The organism is Streptomyces sp. NPDC107454, assembly GCF_055582885.1.
The window spans coordinates 355,587-378,249 of record NZ_JBVJPA010000009.1; the positions used below are offsets into that span (position 1 = coordinate 355,587).

Consider the following 22,663-nt stretch of genomic DNA (forward strand, 5'->3'; position numbering starts at 1 on the left):
GCCGTGACGAATCTGTTTGCCGGACGATGATTCACCTGTCTACGGTCGGCCCCCTGGCGGACGACGAACCCAGGCGCGCCGCATGTCTGTTGGATGCCCAGGCGAAAGCGGAGCGGCTGTGACCCGCCGGACCGGGTCAGCGCCGCGCACGACATCGTGTTCGCCGACTTCGGCCCCCTCTTCGAGGAGTACGAGGCCGACTTAGGGCGCACCTTCGTCCTCGGCGACGACCCGGTCAAGCAGCGGCTGTGTGACGACCTGCCCGAGGCCTTCGCGGCCGGGCGTCGCTTCTTCGAGAGCGCCCCGGACCTCACAGGCAGGCGGCTGTACGCCGAGGTCGAGCGGCTTGCCGACGCACCGACAAGGCCGGGCGCCGTTGCCACTGGATCCTCGAGATCCACCTCGTGGACCGGGGGCGCGAGTTCGGCGGCTTCTACAGGAACTGCTCGACCTCGGCTGATCCGGCACGCTCCTTCCAGGAAGGGCGACCGGGTCGAAGGGACCCTCGCTCATCGATGGTCGTGGCCCGGCCGCGTCAACGGCGGGGCGGCCACTGGCAAAGGCCGGGGCAAGAATCGCCTCCGTGGCCCGCCACTCGCGGCGCGATGACCGTCTGGCAACGCACCGTTCACTCAGGGGCCGCTGGGGCGCGCCAGGGTGCGGTGGTTGTCAGCTCAACTGCTCGCCAGAGAGGGCACCATGGCCACACAGACAGGGACATCGGACGAGTCGACGCAGTCTTCCGAGGGGGTCAGCCGTCGCCACGCGCTGGGCCTTCTCGGTACGGCAGGGGCCGGCGCGGCCGTCACCCCCTTGCTGGGAGCAGGTACGGCGCAGGCCGCTCCGCTTGACGCCCCGGCCGTTCACCTCACCGCGGACTCGGCCGGTGCGCCCCCGGTCCAGGGGCTGCACCTGACCTTCGGGGCGGACCCGCGCACCCAGATGACGGTGTCGTGGATCACCGACGGACCGGTGACCAGACCCGTTGTGCACTACGGCACCCTGGAGCACGGCTTCGGATCCAGCGTCGACGCCCGGACCGCCACCTACGTGGACGGCACCTCCAGCCGTACCGTCCACGTCCACCACGCTTCGCTGAACCGGCTCACCCCGGGTACCGACTACGTCTACCTCGCCACCCACGAGGGCACGACGCCCGACAGCGGTACGTTCCGCACCGCTCCGCGCGGACGGAAGCCGTTCACCTTCACCAGCTTCGGCGACCAGTCCGCTCCGCAGGTGACCTGGGCGGCCAACGGCACGGTGGCGCTCGACGCGAACTCCACCCCCGCGACGAAGGACATCGTCACCGGCATCGAGCAGGTCGCCCCGCTCTTCCATCTGCTCAACGGCGACCTGTGCTACGCGAACCTGGACGTCGACCGGGTGCGTACCTGGAACAACTTCTTCACCAACAACACCCGTTCCGCGCGCTTCCGCCCGTGGATGCCGGCGGCCGGCAACCACGAGATCGAGAAGGCCAACGGCCCGCTCGGGCTCGGCGCCTACCAGACCTACTTCACGCTGCCCTCCACCGAGACCGACGCCGAGCTCGCGGGCCTGTGGTACGCGTTCACGGTCGGCTCCGTCCGGGTGATCGTGCTGCAGAACGACGACAACTGCCTCCAGGACGGTGGCGACGTCTACATCAGCGGCTACTCCGGTGGACGGCAACTCGCCTTCCTGGAGAAGGAGCTGAAGGCGGCGCGCTCCTGCGGTGACGTCGACTGGGTGGTCGTCGCCATGCACCAGGTCATGATCAGCTCCTCGGACGCGAACGGCGCCGACCTGGGCCTGCGCCAGAAGTACGGGCCGCTGTTCGACAGATACGGTGTGGACTTGGTCCTGTGCGGCCATGAGCACAACTACGAGCGCTCGCTCGCCGTCCGCGGCGTCGTGACCGGCAGTGAGACTCTGACCCCGCGCCCGGTCTCCCAGGCCACCGATTCCATCGACACCGGTCTTGGCACCGTGCACATGATTCTCGGCGGCGGAGGCGTCTCGGGCACGACGAACGAGAAGTTCTTCACGGACGGCACCGCCAAGGTGATCACCGCTGTGTCGGCGACCCCGGGTTCCAACGGCAAGCGCACCTCCACCTACACCAAGGAGGAGGCGGTCTGGACCGGTGTCCGGGACATCGAGCACCCCTACGGCTTCGCCGCCTTCACCGTCGACCCCGGACGGCACGCCGGTGACACCACCCGCATGCACGTGACCTACTACAACGTGAACAAGCCGAACGGCGATCTGTCGGTGTTCGAGACCTTCACGCTCCACCGCCGGCGCTCCGACGGCCACACGAGGTGACCCTGCCGATCCGGCTGCCCGCTGGTCCCCGCTGACGCAGGGGTGAACCGCACTTCGTGCCGAAAGCGGTGGACGCCCATCGAGCGGTCCATGCGTGGAGAGTACGGCGCCTGAAAGGTGCCTGACGGGTGAATCCCAGGTCAGGCGCCTTTCTTCGTGCGCCTGGAAGAAGCCCGGCTTCTCCAGTGAGCAGTTCACAGTCGCCTACGGCGACAGCGTCAGCGGCTGTGGCGGCGGACCGCGTCGAGCAGCTGGTCGATGTCGTCGGTGCTGTGGGAGAAGGCGGTGACGAGCCGGACGATCCCCGGCTCCCAGCGGTCGTGATAGAACACGTAGCCCTCGGCGAGGAGTCCTTCGGTGACCTGCTGGGGCAGTCGGCAGAAGAGGATGTTGGCCTGTGGGGTGGCCAGCAGGCCGGTGCCGGGGATGGACTTGAGGCCGTCGCCGAGGCGGGTGGCCATCGCGTTGGCCTGGCGGGCGTTGCGCAGCCACAGGCCGTCGGTGAGGTACGCGTCGATCTGGGCCGCCTGGAAGCGCATCTTGGAGGCGAGCTGCCCGGCACGCTTGACCCGGAAGGCGAGTTCGGCGGCGAGTGCGGGGTCGAAGGAGACGATCGCGTCGGCGGTCATCGCGCCGTTCTTGGTGGCGCCGAAGGACAGCACGTCGACGCCGGCCTTCCAGGTCATCTCGGCCGGGGTGGCGCCGAGATGGTCGAGGGCGTTGGCGAAGCGCGCGCCGTCCATGTGGACGCGCAGTCCCGCGTCCTTGGCGATGGCGGACAGGCTGCGGATCTCCTCCAGGGTGTAGACGCTGCCGCTCTCGGTGGCCTGGCTGATGCTCACCGCGGACGGCTGCACGCTGTGCACGTCACCTGCCCGGCGGCGCACCGCCACCCGCAGCGCCTCGGGGTCGATCTTGTTGTCGGGGCCTGGCACACCGACCAGCTTGGCGCCGTTGGTGAAGAACTCCGGAGCGCCGCATTCGTCGGTGTTGATGTGGCTGTCGGGGTGGGAGAGCACGCTGCCCCACGGCGGGGTGAGGGCGGCCAGGCTCAGGCCGTTGGCGGCGGACCCGGTGGTGACCGGGAAGACATCGACGTCCCGCTCGAAGATCTCGCTGAGCCTGCGGCGAGCGCTGTCGGTGAAGGGGTCGTTGCCGTACGGCAGGACCTGTCCGGCGGCCGCGTCGGCGACGGCCCGGGCTATCTGCGGGGACGCCCCGGCCATGTTGTCGCTGATGAAGGCACGGCTGGAGGGGGTGATGGCGATGGTGGTGCTCATGAAGCGTCTTCCTTGGTCTCAGGTGCTGATGGGGGAGGCGAAGACGACGGTGATGTCCACTTCCTCCGCGCCGGTGCGGTAGAAGTGCGGGGCGTCCCCTGCGAAGGCGAGCATGTCGCCGGGTCCCAGATCCTGCGGGGCGTCGACGGGGCCGGCGGTGACGTGCCCGGTGGCGATGAGCAGGTGCTCGATCGTGCCGGTGGCGTGCGGGACGCCCGGCAGCTCCGTCTCGGGCGGAATGCGCAGCCGCCAGATCTCGAGGCTGTTGCCGCTGCTGATGCGGCGCAGCAGTTCACGGGAGACCTCGCCGGGCTCGATGTCCGTGCCCGGCCGGAAGACCGGGCCGGTGTCGGCGTCACGCGCCAGCAGGTCGGCGATCGGAATGCGCAGGGCGATCGCGATCGCATCCAGGGTGTCGATCGTCGGATTGCCGTTGCCGGCCTCCAGCTGCGACAAGGTGGCCTTGCTCAGCCCGGCGCGCCGGGCCATCTCCGCGGCGCTCATGCCGCGCTGCTGGCGGCGCAGACGGATCTTCGCGCCGACCGCGGCTGCGGTACTGCTCACCGGCTGGCGGCCGGAGGGCGGGGGCGTCATCACAGGCTCCTGTGGATCGCGGTGCAGGAGACGTGGATGCGGGCCAAAAGGGTCCCGATCGAATGAACCATACGTTCACTATACCGAACCATCGCGCTGATGAACATAGCGTTCGATATATTGAACGACGATCGAGGGGAGGCGTGCCACCGGTGGTCCATGCGCAAAACCCGTGCCGGCCGGCCGCTGTGCTGCGGTCGGCCGACACGGGTGCTCCTCGCGGTGCCGTGCTCCGTCGGTCGGGAGCCGGGGGAGGTCAGCCCGCCCAGATGCGCAGCCTGATCGTGCGAGCCTCGGGACGCAGGGCGGACTCGGGCAACACGTCCGGGCCGCACGACCGCGAACCGAGTCCGTGCTGCGCCGCGTCGATGGTCAGACGGCTCGTCGTCGAGGCGGGGAGTTCGTACGGGTGTCCGGCCCGTGCGAGTTCCTGCGGTGTGTGGCGGCTGAGCGTGAAGCCGGGCCGCCGTCCGTGCGTGTCGGGCAGGGCCTCGACACACAACACCTTCGCGCCCGTGCTCGTGAGGGTCAGCCGGCGCAGGCCGGACCGGTGTCCGGTCTCCTGGGGACGTGCGTAGTCGACCGAGAGGTCGTCGATGCCGGAGGAGAAACGGCCCGTGCGCGCCGCCCGCAGGCTGTCGGGGTACGACTCCCACGGGCCGAGCCCGAACCACTCGGCGCCGTCGACGGGTGCCCCGCCGTCGGGCAGGTCGAAGCGGATTCCGATCCGCGGCCACACCGTGCTCCAGCCCCTCGACGGTTCGATCTCCACCCGGAGTTCGAGCTCGCCGGCTTCGAGCGACCAGACGGACTCCACCATCACGAACAGGGCGGAGTTCGCCGCGGAGACCTTGTCGAGCGTGCGCAGCGCGTCCGCCTTGTCGTGGGGCCGCTCCACCGACACACGACGCGAGGTCAGCCGGTCGAGACCGTCGCGACGCCACAGCTCGGCGTTGGACACCCCCGGGACACTCGCGTCGCTCTCCTCCACACCGTCCGACGGGCTCTCGTCGTTGTCGGTCGGGGCACGGAACAACTCCAGCCGTGGGCCTGTCACGGCGCGGCCGGCCAGGTTCACGAGGCGGCCGTCCACGAACTCGGCGGCCCCGAGCGTCAGCGTTCCGGGGTCCGGTCGCCAGCCCGTGCGGTGCCGGACGGCGGGCACGGGGCTGTGCGGCGAACGGTCCGACTGTACGGTGGCCACCACATGGCCCTGGGGAGCCCAGGGGGCGGCGGTCGCCAGGACCGCGTCGATCGTCAGCCATGTCTCGCCCTCGGGTGCCACCGGGACCGGCGGGAGGGACACCCACCCGGACTCGCCCGCCGCGACCACCGGGACCTCGATGTCCCCGGCGTCCACAGGCGTTCCGTCGTGCTCGACGCGCCAGCGGAAGCGCAGGTCGGACGTGTCGGCCGAGTGCCGCAGGTTCGTCACCGCGACCTTGTCGCCGTCGAAGACGAAACGGATCGGCTGTACGACCGCCTTGTACTCGTACAGGCTGGGCGTCGGGACGTCGTCGCTCAGCAGCATGCCGTCCATCACGAAGTTGCCGTCGTGCACGACCTCCCCGAAATCGCCTCCGTAGGCGTGGTACGCAGTGCCGTCCGGCGCCGTGGCGAGGATGCCGTGGTCGCGCCATTCCCAGATGAATCCGCCGTGCAGCCGCGGATGTTCGTGCACCAGCGCCTCGTACTGATCGAGTGCCCCCGGCCCGTTGCCCATGGCGTGGGCGTACTCGCACAGCAGGAACGGCTTGGCCCGCTGCCGGGCACTCTGCGCGGGGGTGCAGTTCAGCAGCGGCGTGTCCGTGCCGTCCGTGCCGATGCGCTCGGTGTCCGGCACCGACGCGTACATGCGGGAGTACACGTCGGTGTACTCGCCGGTGTAGTCGCCCTCGTAGTGCACGGGGCGTTCGGCGTCCCGTGCGTGCACCCAGGCCGACATGGCGGCGAGGTTGCTACCGGTACCCGACTCGTTGCCGAGCGACCAGATCACGATGCTCGGGTGGTTCTTGTCCCGTTCCACCGTCCGCCGGATGCGGTCGAGGTACGCCTCCCGCCAGGCCGGGTCGTCGCTCGGGTTGCCCACCCAGCCGAGCTTCTCGAAGCCGTGGGTCTCCAGGTCGCATTCGAGCACGACCCAGAAGCCGAGTTCGTCGGCGAGGTCGAGCAGACGCGGATGCGGCGGGTAGTGGCTGGTGCGGATGGCGTTCACGTTGAACCGCTTCATCCGCGCCAGGTCCTCGCGGGCGTGCTCCTCGTCGAACACCCGGCCGCGCACGGGATGCGCCTCGTGGCGGTTGACCCCGTGGAACACGACACGACGGCCGTTGACCAGGAACCGGTCACCGCGGATCTCGACCGTCCGGAACCCCACGCGCAGCGCGATGCTCTCCGCCGCCGTCGACACGGTGGCGTCGTACAGGCGGGGCTGCTCGGCCGACCAGGGCTCCACCTCGCCGGCGTCGACGGGCGTCACATCGGCCGCGGTCGCCCAGACCTGCTCGACGCCGAGTTCGGGGATGCGCAGGGTGACCGGGAACGCGGACGCCTCGGCGGTGATCTCCGCCTCGACGCGCCCGCGACCGTCGCGGAACCCGGTCCGCAGCCAGACGTCCTCGATGCCGCCGAGCGGCCGGGCGGTCAGCGTGACGTCGCGGAAGATGCCCGGCAGCCACCACTGGTCCTGGTCCTCGACGTAACTGGCCGCAGACCACTGATGCACTCGTACGGCGACGACGTTGTCGCCCGGACGCACCGCCCGCGTGACGTCGAACTCGTGGGCGAGCCGGCTGCCGCCGGCACTGCCGATGTCGACACCGTTGACCCAGACCCGCAAGAGCGACTCGACACCGTCGAACCGCAGCACGATCCGCTCGGCGTCGGACCAGTCGGCGGGTAGGGCGAAGTGACGCCGGTAGTCGCCGGTGGGGTTCTCGTCCGGGACGTGGGGCGGGTCGATCGGGAACGGGAACTGGATGTTGGTGTAGATCGGCCGGCCGTGGGCTCCGTCACCCTCCAGCACCCAGTGGGACGGCACCGGGATGCTCCCCCAGCCGTGGTCGTCGAATTCCTCGGCCGCGAAGTCCTGTGCCACCGACGCCGTGGGCGACAGCCGGAAACGCCAGGTTCCGTTCAGCGAGAGAGAGGGAGCGTCGGAGTGCAGCCACGAGCGCGCCGGGCGCAGCGCACCGCGCCCGGGTGTGGGGTCCGAAACGTACGCGGAAAGCTCGGAGGGCAAGAGGTCACAACTTTCTTGGTGGCAGCGGGGAGATTCTTGGTGAGCTAGCGGAGAACCATGGTGCGGATCTCCCAGGGGCCGAGGGCGAGTTCGAGGCCGTCGCCGGACGATTCGGCTTCCACGGAGAGCGGTCTGCCGAGCAGGTCGACCGTCGTCGCCTCGGTGAACGAGCCGGACACCCGGACGACCGAGCCGGTGTCGCTCAGCGCGACCAGCCGCACCTCGGTTCCGGACCCGCGCTCGTCGTCGGTGACGCGGCGGACGCTGGAGACGAGGACGTCCCTGCCGTCGACCCGGAGTCCGGTCGCGTCGCCCGGCAGGTCGCCTCCGCCGGGTGCGGTGCCGCGGGTGACGAGCACGTCGCCCCGGAACTCCTCGGCCAGGGCGACCGCGTCGGCCCCCTGCCAGCCGGTCGAGGAGGGCAGCACGGCGAAGCGGTTCGCGATCCGCATGCCGAGGTCCTGCGCACCCGGCGCGGGGATCTCGCTCGCCGCAGGCTCGTCGCGCAGAGGGTGGATGTTGACGCTGATCGAGCCGATCGCGCGCAGCAGGGTGACGGCCAGTTCCGCGCCGCCGTCGACGAGTTCGTACTCGCTGGAGTGGTCGAGCAGCACGGTCGCCGCTCCGGCCGACACGAACGAGCTCGCCGGGAAGGTCGGGAGCGGGTACTCGCCCCAGCCGCCCTCGGCGGTGAGCCCGCGCTCGGTCACGGCGAACTGTCCGGCGGACGCGGAGATGGTCACCGGCTCGGGCAGCGGCACGTGGAACCGCAGGCGGTGGTCGGCGGACTGGTTCACGAACGACGTGGAGACCCGGACGAACGGCTCGCCCGCGCGCACCTCGACGAGCGTCTCCACCGGAGTCGCCACGGTCCGCTCGGCGCGCAGATCGCGGTCGTCGGAGAGCGCGGCGGGCCATGCGTAGACGCGGGTGATCCGCAGCCGGGAGCGCAGCGGACCCTCTTCGACGACGTCGACGGTCGTCTCCACCGGCTCCGACACGAGTACGTCCCGCGCCGGGGGCGCGTAGTTGTAGCTGTCGCCGCGATCACCGCCGTCGACGAGGCGGCCGACGCCGCTCAGGACGGTGCCGTCGGCGCCGGTCACGGTCAGGGTGCCGTCGGCGGCGACCTCGACGTCGACCAGACCGTTGGACACGCCGCGAGGCGTCGCCGTGGCATCCGCGAGGGTGGCCGACGGGGTGGCCGGCCGCCCGCTCGGCGCGACCCGGAAGCTCGCCAGCCCGGAGGCCGGCACGCGCACGGGCACCAGCGCGGTCGCCCGCGCCTCCGCCAGCGTCAGCACCCGCCACTCGCCCGGGTGCGTGGTGGCTGCCTCGGCGACCTCGCGGCGCAGGTTCAGCAGGTCGAAGGGTCCGCTGGCGGGCACCTCGGCGAGGTGGAAGACGAGCGAGTTCGGGGTGAGTTCGTAGTGGTCGATCAGCCGGCCGAACAACTCGCGGCGGTGGATGCGGCGCAGGACGCGTTCGAGCCGGGAGGCGTCCATGCGCTCGTCGCTCAGCACGGTCGGGGCCTGCGAGATCAGTTGCACGCAGTGCGTGGAGCCGTCGGCGGCGGTCGCGACCAGCCCGGCTCCCGCAGGTGGCGCCACGACGTCCACCTCGACCAGCGCCGTACGGGCGAACGGCAGCGGGTTGACGACGAGATGAGCGTCGCTCGGCACCCGGGAGGCGGGCTCGGCGAGCGCGGCGTCCCGCACGGCTCGCGCGGTCTGCGCGGCCTCGGCCAGGCGGGCGTCGACCTGGTCGCAGGTCTCGTCGGTGCCCGAGCCGACGACCGAGTCGTGCGCCGTCGACTCGATGATCTTGTGCCAGGCGAGTGACAGGAACGGCGCGTCGTCCCGTCGGGACCACAGGGCGTTCACACGCTCGGCGTGGTCGACGGTGCGTTCGGCCACGGCCATCCGCTGCTTGAGCCCGAGCCGCACGGAGAGCACGCCGGGCAGGATGTTGCCGCGGACGTGGCTGCGCAGCTCGCCGGTGACGACGGCGGACACCTCGTCGCGCACGTGCTCGCGGATGTACTCGTCCAGGGTCGCGATCGTGATGGCGCGCTCCTCGCCGGAAGCGCGCCGCAGCCAGTCCGCGAGCCGCGGGTCGGGCGCGTTGTGGTCGGTGCCGGCCATCGCCAGCACCGGGTCACCGCCCCATCGTTCGGCCGTCATCCGCGCGTAGTCGCCGAGGGCGCGGCCGATCCGGTCGGGCACCAGCAGGACGTCGAGACCGTTGTCGTAGCCGTCGAAGAGGAACTCGGTGCGCACCTCGGAGCCGTCCGGCGCGCGCCAGCGGAAGGCGTGGCCGTCGACGGAGCCGGGCACACCGCGCCACAGCGCCGCGTGCTCGATCCCGGCGCGGGCCAGGATCTGCGGCATCTGCGCGATGTGGCCGAACATGTCCGGCAGATACCCGACGGGCATCGCACCGCCCAGTCGCTCCGCCGCGTCCCAGCCCATCCGGAGGTTGCGCACGATCGTCTCGCCCGAGCAGAGGAACTCGTCGAGCAGGATCAGCCACGGTCCGATGGCGAGCCGGCCCTCGCGCACCAGCGCTACGAGGCGGTCGCGGTTCTCCGGCCGCATCTCGAGGTAGTCCTCGACCGCGGCCATCTGCCCGTCGACGGTGAACCGGAAGTCCGGGTTCGCCTCGGCCGTCTCCAGCACGGTGTCCAGGGCGGTGACGAGCCGGTGCCGGAACACCTGGAACGGCTCGTACCACTCCCGGTCCCAGTGGAAATGGGGCACGAAGACGGCGGAGTTCTGCATGGCGAGGGGGACCTTCTGTGCGGATGTGCGGGGGAGAGGGGTCACTTGAGGGAACCGGCGGCGAGCCCGGTGCGCCAGAACCGCTGGAGGAGGATGAACACGATGATCACGGGCACGATCGACACCAGTGAGCCGGTGATCACGGACTCCTGGAGCAGCGGGGCCCGGGCGGTCTGGCCGTTCCACTCGTACAGGCCGAGCGTGATCGGGAACAGCGACTCCTTCTGGAGCATCACCATCGGCAGGAAGAAGTTGTTCCAGATGGCCACGAACTGGAACAGGAAGATGGTCACAAGGGCCGGCGTCATCAGCCTGGACGACACCGAGAAGAACGTGCGGAACTCGCCCGCGCCGTCCAGCCGCGCCGACTCGATCAGCTCCTGCGGGACGGCGGCGTTGGCGAAGATGCGCGCCAGATAGACACCGAACGGGCTGACGATGCTGGGCAGGAACACCGCGAGGTAGGTGTTGACGATCCCGGTCGCTGAGAAGAGCAGGAACAGCGGCAGGGCCAGTGCGGTGGTCGGGACGAGGACACCGCCGAGCACGACGGAGAAGAGGAACTCCCGGCCGCGGAAGCGGAACTTGGCCAGCGCGTAGCCGCACAGGGCCGAGATCAGGGTGCCCACGGCCGCGCCCAGCACCGCGTAGATGACGGTGTTGAGGGCCCACCGCCCGAAGATGCCGTCGCTGCGGGTGAACAGGATCCGCAGGTTCTCGAACAGGTTGAAGTGCGAGAACGCCAGCCCGTTGGTGGTGGCGAGCTCACCTTGCGGCTTCGTCGCCGCGACGACCAGGAAGTAGACCGGCAACAGGAAGTAGACGGCCAGGAGGAACATCAGGGCCATGACGGCCGTACGGCTGCCCCGGCTCTCGCGGATCGTGGAGGGGTTGCTCACAGTCCCGCCTTCTTCGAGGTGAGTCGCATGAACCCGAAGCTCAAGACGAAGGTGATGACGGCGATGACCACCGAAATGGCCGCGGCCTGCTGGTAGTTGTTCCCGGAGGCCACCGCGTAGGCCAGCATGTTCGGGGTGAATGTGCTGGAGATGTTCGAGGAGATCTGGCGCAGCACGGCCGGCTCGGCGTAGAGCTGGAGTGTGCCGATGATCGAGAACACCGTCGTCAGGACGATCGACGGCGCGATGATCGGAACCTTGATCCGCCACGCGATCGTCCAGTTGGTCGCGCCGTCGATCTTCGCGGCCTCGTAGAGCTCCTGCGGGATCGACTGGAGCGCCGAGTACATGATCAGCATGTTGTAGCCGGTCCAGAGCCAGGTGGAGACGTTCGCCGCCGACCACAGGACGGCGCCCGGACCGAGGAAGTCGGGGTGCAGGCCGATGCGCTGGAACAGGTCGACAACGGGGCTGAGCTGCGGTGAGTACAGGTACGACCACATGATCGCGGCGATGACGCCGGGAACGGCGTACGGCATGAACGCGGTGATGCGGAAGAACGCCTTGAGCCTCAGCAGGGGCGTGTCGAGCAGCAGCGCCATGACCAGCGCGACGAACAACATGACGGGCACCTGCACGATGCCGAACAGCCCGATGCGGCCGATGCTGTTCCAGAACTCGCTGTTCTGGAACACCTGCGTGTACTGGTCGAATCCGCCGAAAGTCGTGTACGAGGTCCCGTACTGGCCTCCGGTACGGCGCACGACGCGGAAGCTCTGCCAGAGCGCGTAGCCGACGGGCACCAGGTAGAACAGCACGAACGGCAGGAAGAACGGGGTGAGGAACGCGATGACGGTGCCTGCCCGGGGGCCGCCACCGCCTGGACGGCGGCGGCCACCTGACGTCACCGCGCGGGGTGCGATGTCGGTCATTCCCAGGTCACTTGCCCGCCGTGGCCGGGATCGCCTGGGCCTTCATCGACTTCAGGGCGGCTGCCTGGGCGGCCGAGAGCGCGTCGGTGAGCGTGCCGTCACCGGCCGCGGCCCTGGCCATCGCGTCCTGGAGGGCCAGGTTCACCGTCTTCTGGGTGGGGCCCCAGGCGAAGTTGGTGTCGATCTTCCTGGACGAGTCGGCGAAGACGTCGAAGATCTTCTCGTTGTTGTAGTACGGCACCCCCTTCGACAGCGCGGGCAGCTTGAGCCCCGCGTCGGCCGCCGGGTAGAGACCGCCCAACTGGTTCTCCAGCGCCAGCGCCTCCGGGTCGGAGTTCAGCCAGGTGTTGAACTTGACCGACTCGTAGAGGTGCTTGCCGCCCTTCATGAACGCGACGGTCGAGCCGCCCCAGTCACCGGAGGCGCCGTTCGCGCCCCACGTCGGCATCGGTACGATCGACCACTTCCCGGACTGCTTGGGCAGGTTGTCGCGGAACATGCTGTAGCCCCAGGCGGCGCCGACGTAGCTGGCGATCTGGTCCTTCTGGTAGGCGGCGTACATCTGCGTGGAACCGTTGGCGAGGTCGGTGCGCACGAGCTTGCCGGTGATCAGCTTCTGCCAGTAGTCGGCGACCTGCTTGCTCTGGTCCGACGCGACGGTGACGTGCCACTTGTCACCGGAGTAGCCGTACATCTGGGCGCTGTTCTGCCAGAGGAGCCCGTTGAACCACTCGGCGTTGTTCGGGTCGAAGAACGTGATGTCGAGGCTGGGGTCCGCCTTGTGCAGCTTCTGCGCGGCCGCAGCGTACTCGTCCCAGGTCGTGGGGATCGTTATGTCGTACTTCTTGAAGATGTCACTGCGCACGTACAGGGCCATCGGACCGGTGTCCTGCGGGAGGGCGAAGACGCCCGTGCCGCCGAAGCTGGTCTGCGACCAGGTCCACGGCACGAACTTCGACTTGGCCGCGGTGGCCGCCGAGCACGCCGAGGCGTCCACGAAGGCGTTCTGGGTGCGCAGGGCGGGGAGCTCGTCGTAGCCCACCTGAGCGAGGTCCGGCGCCTTGCCCGCCTTGAGGGCGTTGCCGAGGGTGCCGTACTGGTCGTTGGAGATGTTCTTCGTCTGGACCTGGATGTCCGGGTTCTTCTTGTTCCACAGGTCCACGACCTTGTCCATGCCCGGAACGGTGTTCCAGTACTGGAGGGTGACCTTCCCCTTGGTGGGGGTGCAGGAGGCCGCGGACGCCTTGTCCGACGGAGCGGACGACGAGCAACCGGCGAGGGCGACGAGAGTGGCTGCCGCGGCGACGGCGGCGAGACGGGTGCGCGTGACTGTCTTGCTCATGTTTTCCGTTCCAGAGAACGACTAGCGGCGGCGCTAGGCGGGTCGACGTTGACAGCTCAGGCGGGGATGCCTTCTGGTTGGGATAGGGTTCGTGAGCGTTCACGTGAACGTTCACGGGAGCGTTCACGGGACCGTGTGATGAAGCGACTCGGAGTTTGCGCCGCGGCACGGCCGAGTGTCAAGACTCTCGAGTCGTCCATGGGTCCGGCAGATCAAGGAGAGCTCACATGACGCCGCTGACCACCGATGATGGCCTGGCGCCGGCGGCGAAGGCCGCACCACGGCCATGATCGTCGGGTGCCCGCGCACAAGGTCGCACCATGGCTTCGGCCCGGTGCATACTCAGTGTCCCTACGGCGCGCCTGCGTCGGCACAGGTACGGAGGTAGTGATGGCGTCGTCGGGGACCGGACCCCGCAGAGTGACGATCAACGATGTGGCCCGGACCGCAGGAGTGTCCCGGCAGACGGTGTCACGGGCGCTCAACGACAAGGGCGAGATCGACGTCACGACCAAGCAGCGCGTCCTCGACGCGGCGCTCGCGCTGGGGTACCGCCCCAGCAGGTTCGCCAGAGGACTCGTGCGACAGGACACCATCAGCGTCGGGCTGGTGATCCCCGACCTGCTCAACCCGTTCTTCACCGAGGTCGCCGCGGCCGCTCTGGACGCGGCGCGGTCCCGTGGCTGGCATGTCGTCGTGTACGACACGGGTGACCGCATCGAGGAGGAGCGCGGCACACTCCAGGTGATCGCCTCCCAGGTGGACGCCGTGGTCGGCTATCTGAGCCAGCCCGAGGACGAGATCGACAAACTGGCACGCGGGCTGCCTGTGGTGCTCATCGACCGGGAGCACCGTACCGAGCGCTTCAGTTCCATCCGGATCGACGGCGAGAAGGGCGTCCGCGCGGCCATCGCGCACCTCGTCGAGTCCGGGCACCGGCACATCGGCATGCTCGACCACGCGGGCCGGACCGAGCCCAGCATCCGCCACGCCTGGTTCGCCGACGCGATGGCCGCCTGCGGGCTCGACGCCGGCCCGGTCAGCCGCGCCGACCAGAGCGTGGAGGGCGGGGAGAGCGCGCTGAAGGACCTGCTCGCCGAACACCCGGAGGTGACAGCCGTGTTCGCCTTCAACGACATCGTCGCCATTGGTGCGCTGCGCGGAGCGCGCCGGCACGGACGCGAGGTACCTCGCGACCTCGCGGTGATCGGCTTCGACGGCCTCCAACTGGGGGCGCTGGTCGAGCCGCCGCTGTCCACCGTGGCCCTGGACACGCGGGCGCTCGGCGCTCTCGTCGTGGAGCAGACGGCCCGGCTGCTGACCGGCGAGGATCCGCTCGGCCATGACGAACTGGTGGTGGGGGCGGAGCTCAGGCTGCGCGAGTCCGCGTAGGCCGGGTGCCCCCGGTCGGGGGGAGGGGCTGGCCTGTCCCGCCGACGGTGGCCGTCCGTGGCCGGCTCCGCGGCGGTGGCCAGCGCCCTCCCGGCGGACCCTAGCCGTTGATGTCGAGTGCCGTTCCGTACAACCGGTCCACCTTCAACCGGATGACCAGCCGACGCTCGTCGACCAACTGCCGCAGGAACGCGGCTTCGTCCGCCGGCTTCGAACCCTCCGGGACCATCCCGAGGAGTTCCCGCCCGACCGCGTCACCGGGAACCGTCGTGATCTCGGAGACGGAGGCCGTGCCCTCGGCGACGGCGAACGACCACACATCGCCGCCGTGCACATGCAGCGCGGCATGCGGGTCGCGCCGCAGGTGCGTGACCTTGACGCGGTCGGCCGTCGTCGAGAACCGCAGGACGCGGGCCTCGGCGTCCCAGCTGTAGAGCATGGTGGTCAGGTGGGGATGGCCGGAGCGTTTGACCGTGGCGAGGGTGCCGAACCGCTGCTTGCCGAGCAGGTGGGAGAGGGCTTCGTCGGACAGGAGGCGCGGTGCGGGATCTTGAGTCATGACGTGAGCAACATCCGCTGTACGCCCGGCATTTCCCGGGTCCCGTCAGTCCGACGCCGCCACCGGCGCGGCGACGGTGGCGCTGACCGGCCGCACCGGCCCGCCGATGCCTACGCGCAAGCTCCCCGGGCTACAAGTGGCGGGGTGTGATCCGCGGGCGTGGGATGGAGGAGGCGGGGGCGGAAACGTGGAGGCGCCGTGGGTGTGACACCGCTGACCGAGATCCTCTCCGGACCTTTCAACGAGCGCTACGCCGTACCGGCCATCCTCTGAATCTTCGCAGGGAATCCCGGCCTTGAGGCCGGGCGGGAATGCGATCCTCGGTCCGGGGGCGCGAAGCGCCGGAGTTCGCTGGGTCTGCGGGGTGATGGTCAGGCTGGGCGGTTCTGGTTGTCGATGTAGTCCTTGACGATGCTCAGTGGTGCGCCGCCGCAGGAGCCCGCGAAGTAGGACGGGGACCAGAACACGGACCCGGTGCCGGTCCGGTTGATCCGGCCGGTGTACTCCGCGCGCAGGTAGCGGGAGCTGGCGCCCTTGAGGCTGTTTGACGAGTGCGGACAGGGCGATTTTCGGCGGGTAGCGCACGAGCAGGTGGACGTGGTCGCCTTCGCCGTTGAACTCTCGCAGCTGTGCGCCGAAGCTCTCGCACACGTCCCGCATGATCGTCTCGCAGCGCGTCAGCATTTTGCCGTTGAAGACTTCACGCCGGTACTTCGTCACGAACACCAAGTGTGCATGGAGGTTGTAGATGACGTGGTTTCCCCGACGGATATCGGGATCCGGTTCCCAGCGCGGTGACATACGCCAAATGTGCAAATGTATCAGGATTGGGTGAACTCGACCGGAGGGGGCGAGCGTTGGGGTGATCCGTGCGTACAAGTTCCTCATGCGGCCCACCGTCCGGCAGACTCAGGCACTCGGCGAGATGCTGCGGGATCACTGCTCCCTCTACAACGGGGCGTTGCAGGAACGCCGTGACGCCTATCGCCACAGCTCGAAGACGAGCGTCAGGTACGGGATGCAGTCCGCGCAGCTCAAGGGGATCAGGGCGTTCGACCCGGAGCGTCAGGGCCGCTGGTCGTTCTCTTCGCAGCAGGCCACCTTGCGCCGTCTCGACAAGGCGTTCGCCGCGTTTTTCCGCCGGGTCAAATCCGGCGACAGTCCGGGCTACCCGCGCTTTCGCGGGGTGAGCTGGTTTGACACGGTGGACTTCCCGAAGGACGGGGACGGCTGCCGGTGGAACTCCACCCCACACGACCCTGTTACCCGTGTCCGCTTCCAGGGCGTCGGCCACGTGAAGGTCAACCAGCACCGCGCCGTGGCTGGCCGGGTCAAGACCGTGTCGGTCAAGCGTGAGGGCCGTAAGTGGTTCGTCGTGCTGAGTGCCGAGCAGGACCAGCCGGAGCCGCTGCCGGCGACCGGCTCCATGGTGGGGATCGACCTGGGCATCGCGAACTTCCTCGCCGACTCGGGCGGCGGGTTCGTGCCCAACCCGCGCCACGGCCGCCGTGCATCCGAGAAGCTCCGGGCAGCGCAGCAGGCCTTGTCGCGGTTCCCGCGCCGTACAGCGAAGGACCGCACCGCCAATCACCAGCGCGCGGCGGAGAAGGTTGCCCAGCTCCACGGCAAGGTGCGTCGCCAGCGGCTCGACCACGCGCACAAGGCCGCGCTCGGCCTGGTCCGCGCACATGACTTCATCGCGCACGAAGACCTCAAGATCCGCAACATGAGCAGGGCACCCGCGCCGAAGCCCGACCCCGGCCGGCCGGGTACGTTCCTGTCCAACGGGGCCGCCGCGAAGGCCGGGCTCAACACGTCGATCAACGATGCCGGATGGGGGGTGTTCCTGACGATCCTGCACGCCAAGGCTGAGAGCGCCGGACGGGAAGTGATCGCCGTGGCCCCCCGCAACACCTCCCGCACCTGCCCCGCATGCGGGCACACCGCGAAGGAGAACCGGCCCACACAGGAAAAGTTCCACTGCGTCGCCTGCGGCCACAATGCGCACGCCGACACAGTGGGAGCCACCAACGTTCTACGGGCCGGGCTGGTCCGTCGCGACGCCGACCCGGCCTAGCGAGAAGCCCCCGGCTTCAGCCGGGGGAGGAGTCACCAACGTGTTCAACGACCTCACACGCTGGAGGCCGTGCTGGCGGCCGCGGAACTCGACGTACACCGTCGGACGGCGCGGGGTGGCCGGCAACTTCTTCGTGATGAAGGCCGTCGGCGCCGCCGCAGAGCGGGGTGCGGACCTCGGCGAGGTCCACCGGATCGGAGAGAAGGTCAACTCCGTCACCCGCTCCATGGGCATGGCGCTCACCGCCTGCACGCCGCCGGCGAAGGGCTCGCCGCTGTTCGACCTGCCCGAGGACGCGGTCGAGATGGGCGTGGGCATCCACGGCGAGCCGGGCCGGAAGCGGGAGAAGCTCCGGTCGGCGGACGCGATGGTGGGCGAGCTCGTCACCGCGGTGGTGGACGACCTGCCGTACTCCTCCGGTGACCGTGTCGCACTGATGGTCAACGGGCTCGGCGGCACACCGATCGGCGAGCTCTACCTGGTGTACGGACGGGCCCACAAGCAGCTGACCGAGCGGGGCATCGAGATCGGGCGCAGCTACGTGGGTGAGTACTGCACCTCGCTCGACATGGCCGGTGTCTCCGTGACACTGGTCCGGCTGGACGACGAGATCTCCGATCTGCTCGCCGCCCCCGCCGAGATCCCGATCCGCGTGTTCTGAGGGAACGACGACACTCCTCGCCCGGAGGATCAAGGGCCCGCTCCCGTCTCAGCTGGTCAAACGTCAGGCGCGGTCAGCCGAGGCACACCAGGAGCAGGCAGATGTGTGAAGGTGACGTCGCTGTCGGCGTGGGGGCCGCCTGCGGTGCTCCCGAGGCCGTGCCGTCGGAGCCGGCAGGCGCGGACGTCTGCTGCGCCGACGTAGTGGTGTGGTCGGGCACCGTTCCGACGGAGGACGGGGAGGCGGCCTGAGGCTGCGGGGTCGCCGACGCCGCCGTCGGATGAGCGGAGGCCGCGGTGAACGGCTGAGCGCTCGCCGGCGTGGCGTGGGACGGGGCACCGACGGACTGCCGGCGTGCAAGGGCGGTCGTGGTCGACTGCGCGGGGGGAGTGTGCGAAGACACGTGAGTTTGAGGTTGTGTCGACGACGGGCTGGGCTGGTCGGTCGCCTGTTCGTCCGCGGTGCCCATGGTGGTGACGTCAGGCGCTGTCGCCGCCTGTGCCTGGTCGGCGGAGTGCCGGTTCATCGAGGCGACGGTCAGGCCGCCGCCGACGAGTGCGACGGCAGTCGCGACCACGGCCCGGCGCTGGTTCTTCTTCCAGCGGGCCATCTGGCGACGCCGCGCCGCTCGACCTTGCGGTGCGGGCGGCGCGCCCTCGATGTCGCCGTACGGGTCGGTCCGGGGGGCTTCCTCCGGGTCGGCCGCGTCCGCCGCCTCGTCGTCGAGACGGCCGTCGTGCCATGCCTCCGAGGTCGTGTACTCCCACGGCACCGATGCGCTCACCGCCGTGCTCGTCGGCGCCATGCCGACCCAGGTCGGGACGATGCCACGGTCGACGGTGGCCGGCGCGATGTCCGGAGCGTAGGCGCCACACCCGGGACACACCAGGGCGCCATTGAGATGCCGCCGACACGAGGAGCAGTAGTCCATTTGCGGTCTTCCTGAGTTGACATGCCGTCGCCCGGCCGGGCCTGGTCGCGCTCGCACGTGAGATCGAGCAGCCAGCAACGCTAACGAGGCTTTCGAAAGCCTGTGTGCAGTCCGTGTGGCGCTGTTGTGCGGATTCTCAGGGCCGGCCGACGCGTGCCTGGATGTCAGCTGGAAGTCAGAGCGACGTCATGACGTGCTTGATCCGGGTGTAGTCCTCGAAGCCGTACGCGGAGAGGTCCTTGCCGTAACCGGACTTCTTGAAGCCGCCGTGCGGCATCTCGGCGACGAGGGCCATGTGGGTGTTGATCCACACACATCCGAAGTCGAGGTTCTTCGACATCCGCATCGCCCGCGCGTGGTCCTTGGTCCACACCGAGGAAGCCAGTGCGTAGTCGACGCCGTTGGCGTAGCGCACGGCCTGGGCCTCGTCCGCGAAGGACTGGACGGTGATGACCGGGCCGAAGACCTCGTTCTGGATGATCTCGTCGTCCTGCTTGAGGCCGGAGACCACGGTCGGGGCGTAGAAGTAGCCCCGCTCGCCGACCCGGTGGCCGCCCGCCTCGATCCTGGCGTGCTCGGGGAGGCGCTCGATGAAGCCGGTGACCTGGGCGAGCTGGCCCGCGTTGTTCAGCGGTCCGTACAGCACGTCCTCGTCGTCCGGCAGCCCGGTCCTGGTGTCGGCCGCGGCCTTGGCGAAGGCGGCGACGAACTCGTCGTGAACCGACTCGTGGACCAGGACGCGGGTCGCGGCCGTGCAGTCCTGACCGGCGTTGAAGAAGCCGCCGACCACCAGGTCCTCGACGGCCTTCGCCAGGTCGGCGTCCTCGAAGATCACCGCGGGGGCCTTGCCGCCGAGCTCCAGGTGGACCCGCTTGACGTCCTTGGCCGCGCTCTGGGCGACCTGGATGCCGGCGCGTACCGAACCCGTGATGGAGGCCATCGCGGGGGTCGGGTGCTCCACCATCAGGCGGCCCGTGTCACGGTCGCCGCAGATCACGTTGAAGACTCCGCGGGGCAGTGCCAGCTCCTCCAGGACACCGCCGATGATCTCGGCGATCAGCACCGTGGAGGCCGGGGTGGTGTCCGAGGGCTTGAGGACCACCGCGTTGCCCGCAGCGAGCGCCGGGGCGAACTTCCACACCGCCATCAGCAGGGGGTAGTTCCACGGCGCCACCTGCGCGCACACACCGACCGGTTCGCGGCGGATGATGGAGGTCATCCCCTCCATGTACTCACCGGCCGAGCGGCCTTCCAGCATGCGGGCCGCGCCCGCGAAGAAGCGGACCTGGTCGATGGCGGGGACGAGTTCCTCACTGCGGGTGAGGTGGAGCGGCTTGCCGGTGTCCCGGCTCTCGGCGGCGACCAGTTCGTCGGCCCGTGCCTCCATCGCGTCGGCGATCTTCAACAGCGCGCGCTGCCGCACGGACGGGGTGGTGTCGCGCCAGACGGGGAACGCCGCGGCCGCGGCCGCCATCGCCGCGTCGACGTCGGCTGCCCCCGAGAGCGGGGAGGTCGCGTAGACGTCACCGGTGGTGGGGTCCACCACATCGAGCGTGCGGCCGTCCGAGGCGTCCGCGAACGCACCGTCGATGTAGTTGCGGAAGATGGTGCTCATGGAACGTCTCTCCTGGTCAGGCGGCGGTACGGGCGGACAGGTGCTCGTGGACGGCGACCCAGCCGCCGTCGTCGGCGCGGGTGAAGACGATGGTCTCCCGCTCGTGGACCGTCTCCTCCCCGGCGTGGGTGGCGACCCGGGTTTCGACGTCGTGACTGAAAACGGCGGTGTCGCCGAAGGGCTGGATCAGCGGTGCCGACGAGGTGCAGCCGAGGATGCGGAAGCCGTCCTGTTCCACCCACTGCCGCCAGAGCGCGCGGTACTCGGCCGTGGAGCCGAGCCGCTGCGGGGTGGTGTGGAAGATGAAGGTCGCGTCGGGGGCGAAGGCGCCGAAGTAGTCGTCGAGGCGGCCCTCGGCGAAGGCGGCGACAAGCGCGTCCGCGGCGGTCCGGACTTCCTGGACGGTGGTGGTGCTCATGCACGGCTCCTGGTCACGGGCGTTCGGCGGCGGGGCCGGAACGGCGGGCGTTCGGTTATGGGGGAGTGAGGCCTCAGTGGGCCGCGGCGGGTTCGGGGACGATCTCCTCGCTGCCGCCGGTGATCGGGGGCACCGGGGCGTCCGACGCCCGGACGAAGCGGGGTCCGGCCGGTCCGTACACGGCGCGCGGCTCGGGGAACAGGGTGAGCAGGGCGAGGTAGAGCACGACCGCGAGGGCGAGGCCGACCGGCAGCGAGATGTCCGTACCGCCCGCGAGGTTGCCCAGCGGGCCGACGAACTGGCCGGGCAGGTTGGTGAAGAGGAGTGCCACGACGGCGGAGACGAGCCAGGTGGACATGCCGCGCCAGTTCCAGCCGTGCGTGAACCAGTAGCGGCCGCCGCGCTGACGGCGGTTGAAGACCTGCAGCGCGTCCGCGTCGTACCAGCCGCGCCGGGTGACGTAGCCGAGCGTCATGACGATCATCCACGGTGCCGTACAGGTGATGATCAGGGTGGCGAAGGTGGAGATGGACTGCGCGAGGTTGAGCGCGAAGCGGCCGGCGAAGATGAACGCGATGGACAGGGCGCCGATGAAGAAGGTGGCCTGGACGCGGCTGAAGCGTGTGAAGACGCTGGAGAAGTCGAGCCCTGTGCCGTACAGGGACGTCGTGCCGGTGGAGAGGCCGCCGATCAGGGCGATCAGGCAGAGCGGCAGGAAGTACCAGCCGGGTGAGATCGCGAGCAGTCCGCCCACGTAGTTCGGGGCGGCCGGGTCGACGTACTTCGCGGCCTTCGACGCGATGATCGACGCGGTGGCCAGACCGAAGAGGAACGGCAGCAGGGTGGCGACCTGTGCGAGGAACGCGGCCCCCATGATCCGGCGGCGCGGGGTCCCAGCCGGGATGTAGCGGGACCAGTCACCGAGGAACGCGCCGAAGGAGACCGGGTTGGAGAGCACGATCAGCGCGGCGCCGATGAACGACGGCCAGAACAGCGGGTCGGCGGTGGAGGTGAAGGTTCCCGCGTAACCGGGGTCGAAGTCGCCCGCGAAGGCGAAGGCGCCGAGCACGAAGAGGGCCGATGCCGCCAGTACCGCGATCTTGTTGACCAGCAGCATGAACCGGAAACCGTAGATGCACACGACGAGTACGAGCCCGGCGAAGATCGCGTACGCGATGCCGTAGGTGACGTCCGACTCGGGGACGTGGACGAGCCGGTGGGCGCCGCCGACCAGCGCGTCTCCCGAGGACCACACCGAGATCGAGAAGAACGCGACGGCGGTGAGCAGGGAGAGGAACGAGCCGACGACCCGGCCGTGCACGCCCAGGTGCGCGGAGGAGGAGACGGCGTTGTTCGTGCCGTTGGCAGGGCCGAACAGTGCCATCGGGGCCAGCAGCAGCGCACCCGCCACGAGGCCGAGGACGGTCGCCGCGAGCCCCTGCCAGAAGGAGAGGCCGAAGAGGATCGGGAAGGCGCCCAGCACACAGGTCGCGAAGGTGTTGGCACCGCCGAAGGCGAGCCGGAACAGATCGATCGGGCGGGCCGTGCGGTCCTCGTCCGGGATCCGCTCGACACCATAGGTCTCGATTTCGGTGATCGAGCTCGTCACGGGCGATTCACCTTCCGTTCATG

16 protein-coding genes and 2 pseudogenes are annotated in these 22,663 nt (G+C 69.6%); 5 read left to right on the forward strand and 13 right to left on the reverse strand.

Annotated features, from left to right (window positions below):
* Nucleotides 1–90: 90 nt before the first annotated feature.
* A pseudogene (locus tag ACZ69M_RS24950) lies at nt 91–452 on the forward strand (M24 family metallopeptidase); the annotation flags it as partial.
* A 247-nt stretch (nt 453–699) separates the two neighbouring features.
* Nucleotides 700–2,310, forward strand: a complete 1,611-nt coding sequence (locus tag ACZ69M_RS24955; protein WP_470052993.1) for a purple acid phosphatase family protein — start codon at nt 700–702, stop codon at nt 2,308–2,310.
* 218 nt (nt 2,311–2,528) lie between these two features.
* On the opposite strand, the gene ACZ69M_RS24960 is transcribed toward ACZ69M_RS24955, so the two are convergent.
* From ACZ69M_RS24960 to ACZ69M_RS24990, 7 genes are all read right to left on the reverse strand, one after another.
* Nucleotides 2,529–3,590, reverse strand: a complete 1,062-nt coding sequence (locus ACZ69M_RS24960; protein ID WP_470052995.1) for a threonine aldolase family protein — start codon at nt 3,588–3,590, stop codon at nt 2,529–2,531.
* A gap of 18 nt (nt 3,591–3,608) precedes the next feature.
* A complete protein-coding gene (locus ACZ69M_RS24965; protein ID WP_095856990.1) occupies nt 3,609–4,184 on the reverse strand; it encodes a helix-turn-helix domain-containing protein in 576 nt (191 codons plus the stop codon).
* Between the two features lie 256 nt (nt 4,185–4,440).
* Nucleotides 4,441–7,425: a glycoside hydrolase family 2 TIM barrel-domain containing protein gene (locus tag ACZ69M_RS24970; protein ID WP_470052997.1), complete on the reverse strand. Its 2,985-nt coding sequence runs from the start codon at nt 7,423–7,425 to the stop codon at nt 4,441–4,443.
* A 44-nt stretch (nt 7,426–7,469) separates the two neighbouring features.
* The gene (locus ACZ69M_RS24975) at nt 7,470–10,205 is read right to left on the reverse strand and encodes a glycoside hydrolase family 38 N-terminal domain-containing protein (protein WP_470052999.1); all 2,736 of its coding nucleotides are present in this window, start codon (nt 10,203–10,205) and stop codon (nt 7,470–7,472) included.
* Nucleotides 10,206–10,246: 41 nt separating this feature from the next.
* Nucleotides 10,247–11,053, reverse strand: a complete 807-nt coding sequence (locus ACZ69M_RS24980; RefSeq protein ID WP_352047604.1) for a carbohydrate ABC transporter permease — start codon at nt 11,051–11,053, stop codon at nt 10,247–10,249.
* A 47-nt stretch (nt 11,054–11,100) separates the two neighbouring features.
* Nucleotides 11,101–12,036 carry a carbohydrate ABC transporter permease gene (locus ACZ69M_RS24985; RefSeq protein WP_470053001.1) on the reverse strand — a complete coding sequence of 312 codons (936 nt, stop codon included), beginning with the start codon at nt 12,034–12,036 and terminating at the stop codon, nt 11,101–11,103.
* A gap of 7 nt (nt 12,037–12,043) precedes the next feature.
* Entirely contained in the window at nt 12,044–13,378 is a 1,335-nt protein-coding gene (locus ACZ69M_RS24990; RefSeq protein WP_470053003.1) for an ABC transporter substrate-binding protein, read from the reverse strand.
* Between the two features lie 390 nt (nt 13,379–13,768).
* On the opposite strand from ACZ69M_RS24990, the gene ACZ69M_RS24995 reads away from it, so the two are divergent.
* The gene (locus ACZ69M_RS24995) at nt 13,769–14,770 is read left to right on the forward strand and encodes a LacI family DNA-binding transcriptional regulator (RefSeq protein ID WP_470053005.1); all 1,002 of its coding nucleotides are present in this window, start codon (nt 13,769–13,771) and stop codon (nt 14,768–14,770) included.
* A 100-nt stretch (nt 14,771–14,870) separates the two neighbouring features.
* On the opposite strand, the gene ACZ69M_RS25000 is transcribed toward ACZ69M_RS24995, so the two are convergent.
* Together ACZ69M_RS25000 and tnpA are read right to left on the reverse strand one after the other, a co-directional pair.
* A complete protein-coding gene (locus tag ACZ69M_RS25000) occupies nt 14,871–15,329 on the reverse strand; it encodes a PPOX class F420-dependent oxidoreductase (protein WP_470053007.1) in 459 nt (152 codons plus the stop codon).
* 371 nt (nt 15,330–15,700) lie between these two features.
* Nucleotides 15,701–16,130: pseudogene (gene tnpA / locus ACZ69M_RS25005) on the reverse strand (IS200/IS605 family transposase).
* Nucleotides 16,131–16,191: 61 nt separating this feature from the next.
* On the opposite strand from tnpA, the gene ACZ69M_RS25010 reads away from it, so the two are divergent.
* Both ACZ69M_RS25010 and ACZ69M_RS25015 read left to right on the forward strand, forming a co-directional pair.
* A complete protein-coding gene (locus ACZ69M_RS25010) occupies nt 16,192–17,406 on the forward strand; it encodes an RNA-guided endonuclease InsQ/TnpB family protein (RefSeq protein WP_470053009.1) in 1,215 nt (404 codons plus the stop codon).
* A 40-nt stretch (nt 17,407–17,446) separates the two neighbouring features.
* Complete coding sequence (locus ACZ69M_RS25015; protein ID WP_470053011.1) at nt 17,447–18,067, forward strand: dihydroxyacetone kinase subunit DhaK; 621 nt, start codon at nt 17,447–17,449, stop codon at nt 18,065–18,067.
* 73 nt (nt 18,068–18,140) lie between these two features.
* Here ACZ69M_RS25015 and ACZ69M_RS25020 read toward each other — a convergent pair whose 3' ends face one another.
* From ACZ69M_RS25020 to ACZ69M_RS25035, 4 genes are all read right to left on the reverse strand, one after another.
* Nucleotides 18,141–18,998 carry an SCO2400 family protein gene (locus ACZ69M_RS25020; RefSeq protein WP_470053013.1) on the reverse strand — a complete coding sequence of 286 codons (858 nt, stop codon included), beginning with the start codon at nt 18,996–18,998 and terminating at the stop codon, nt 18,141–18,143.
* Between the two features lie 175 nt (nt 18,999–19,173).
* Entirely contained in the window at nt 19,174–20,613 is a 1,440-nt protein-coding gene (locus ACZ69M_RS25025; RefSeq protein WP_470053015.1) for a gamma-aminobutyraldehyde dehydrogenase, read from the reverse strand.
* Between the two features lie 16 nt (nt 20,614–20,629).
* On the reverse strand, nt 20,630–21,031 hold the full coding sequence (locus tag ACZ69M_RS25030) for a nuclear transport factor 2 family protein (RefSeq protein WP_470053017.1): 402 nt from the start codon (nt 21,029–21,031) through the stop codon (nt 20,630–20,632).
* 73 nt (nt 21,032–21,104) lie between these two features.
* Nucleotides 21,105–22,640: a purine-cytosine permease family protein gene (locus ACZ69M_RS25035; protein ID WP_470053019.1), complete on the reverse strand. Its 1,536-nt coding sequence runs from the start codon at nt 22,638–22,640 to the stop codon at nt 21,105–21,107.
* Between the last annotated feature and the right edge of the window lie 23 nt (nt 22,641–22,663).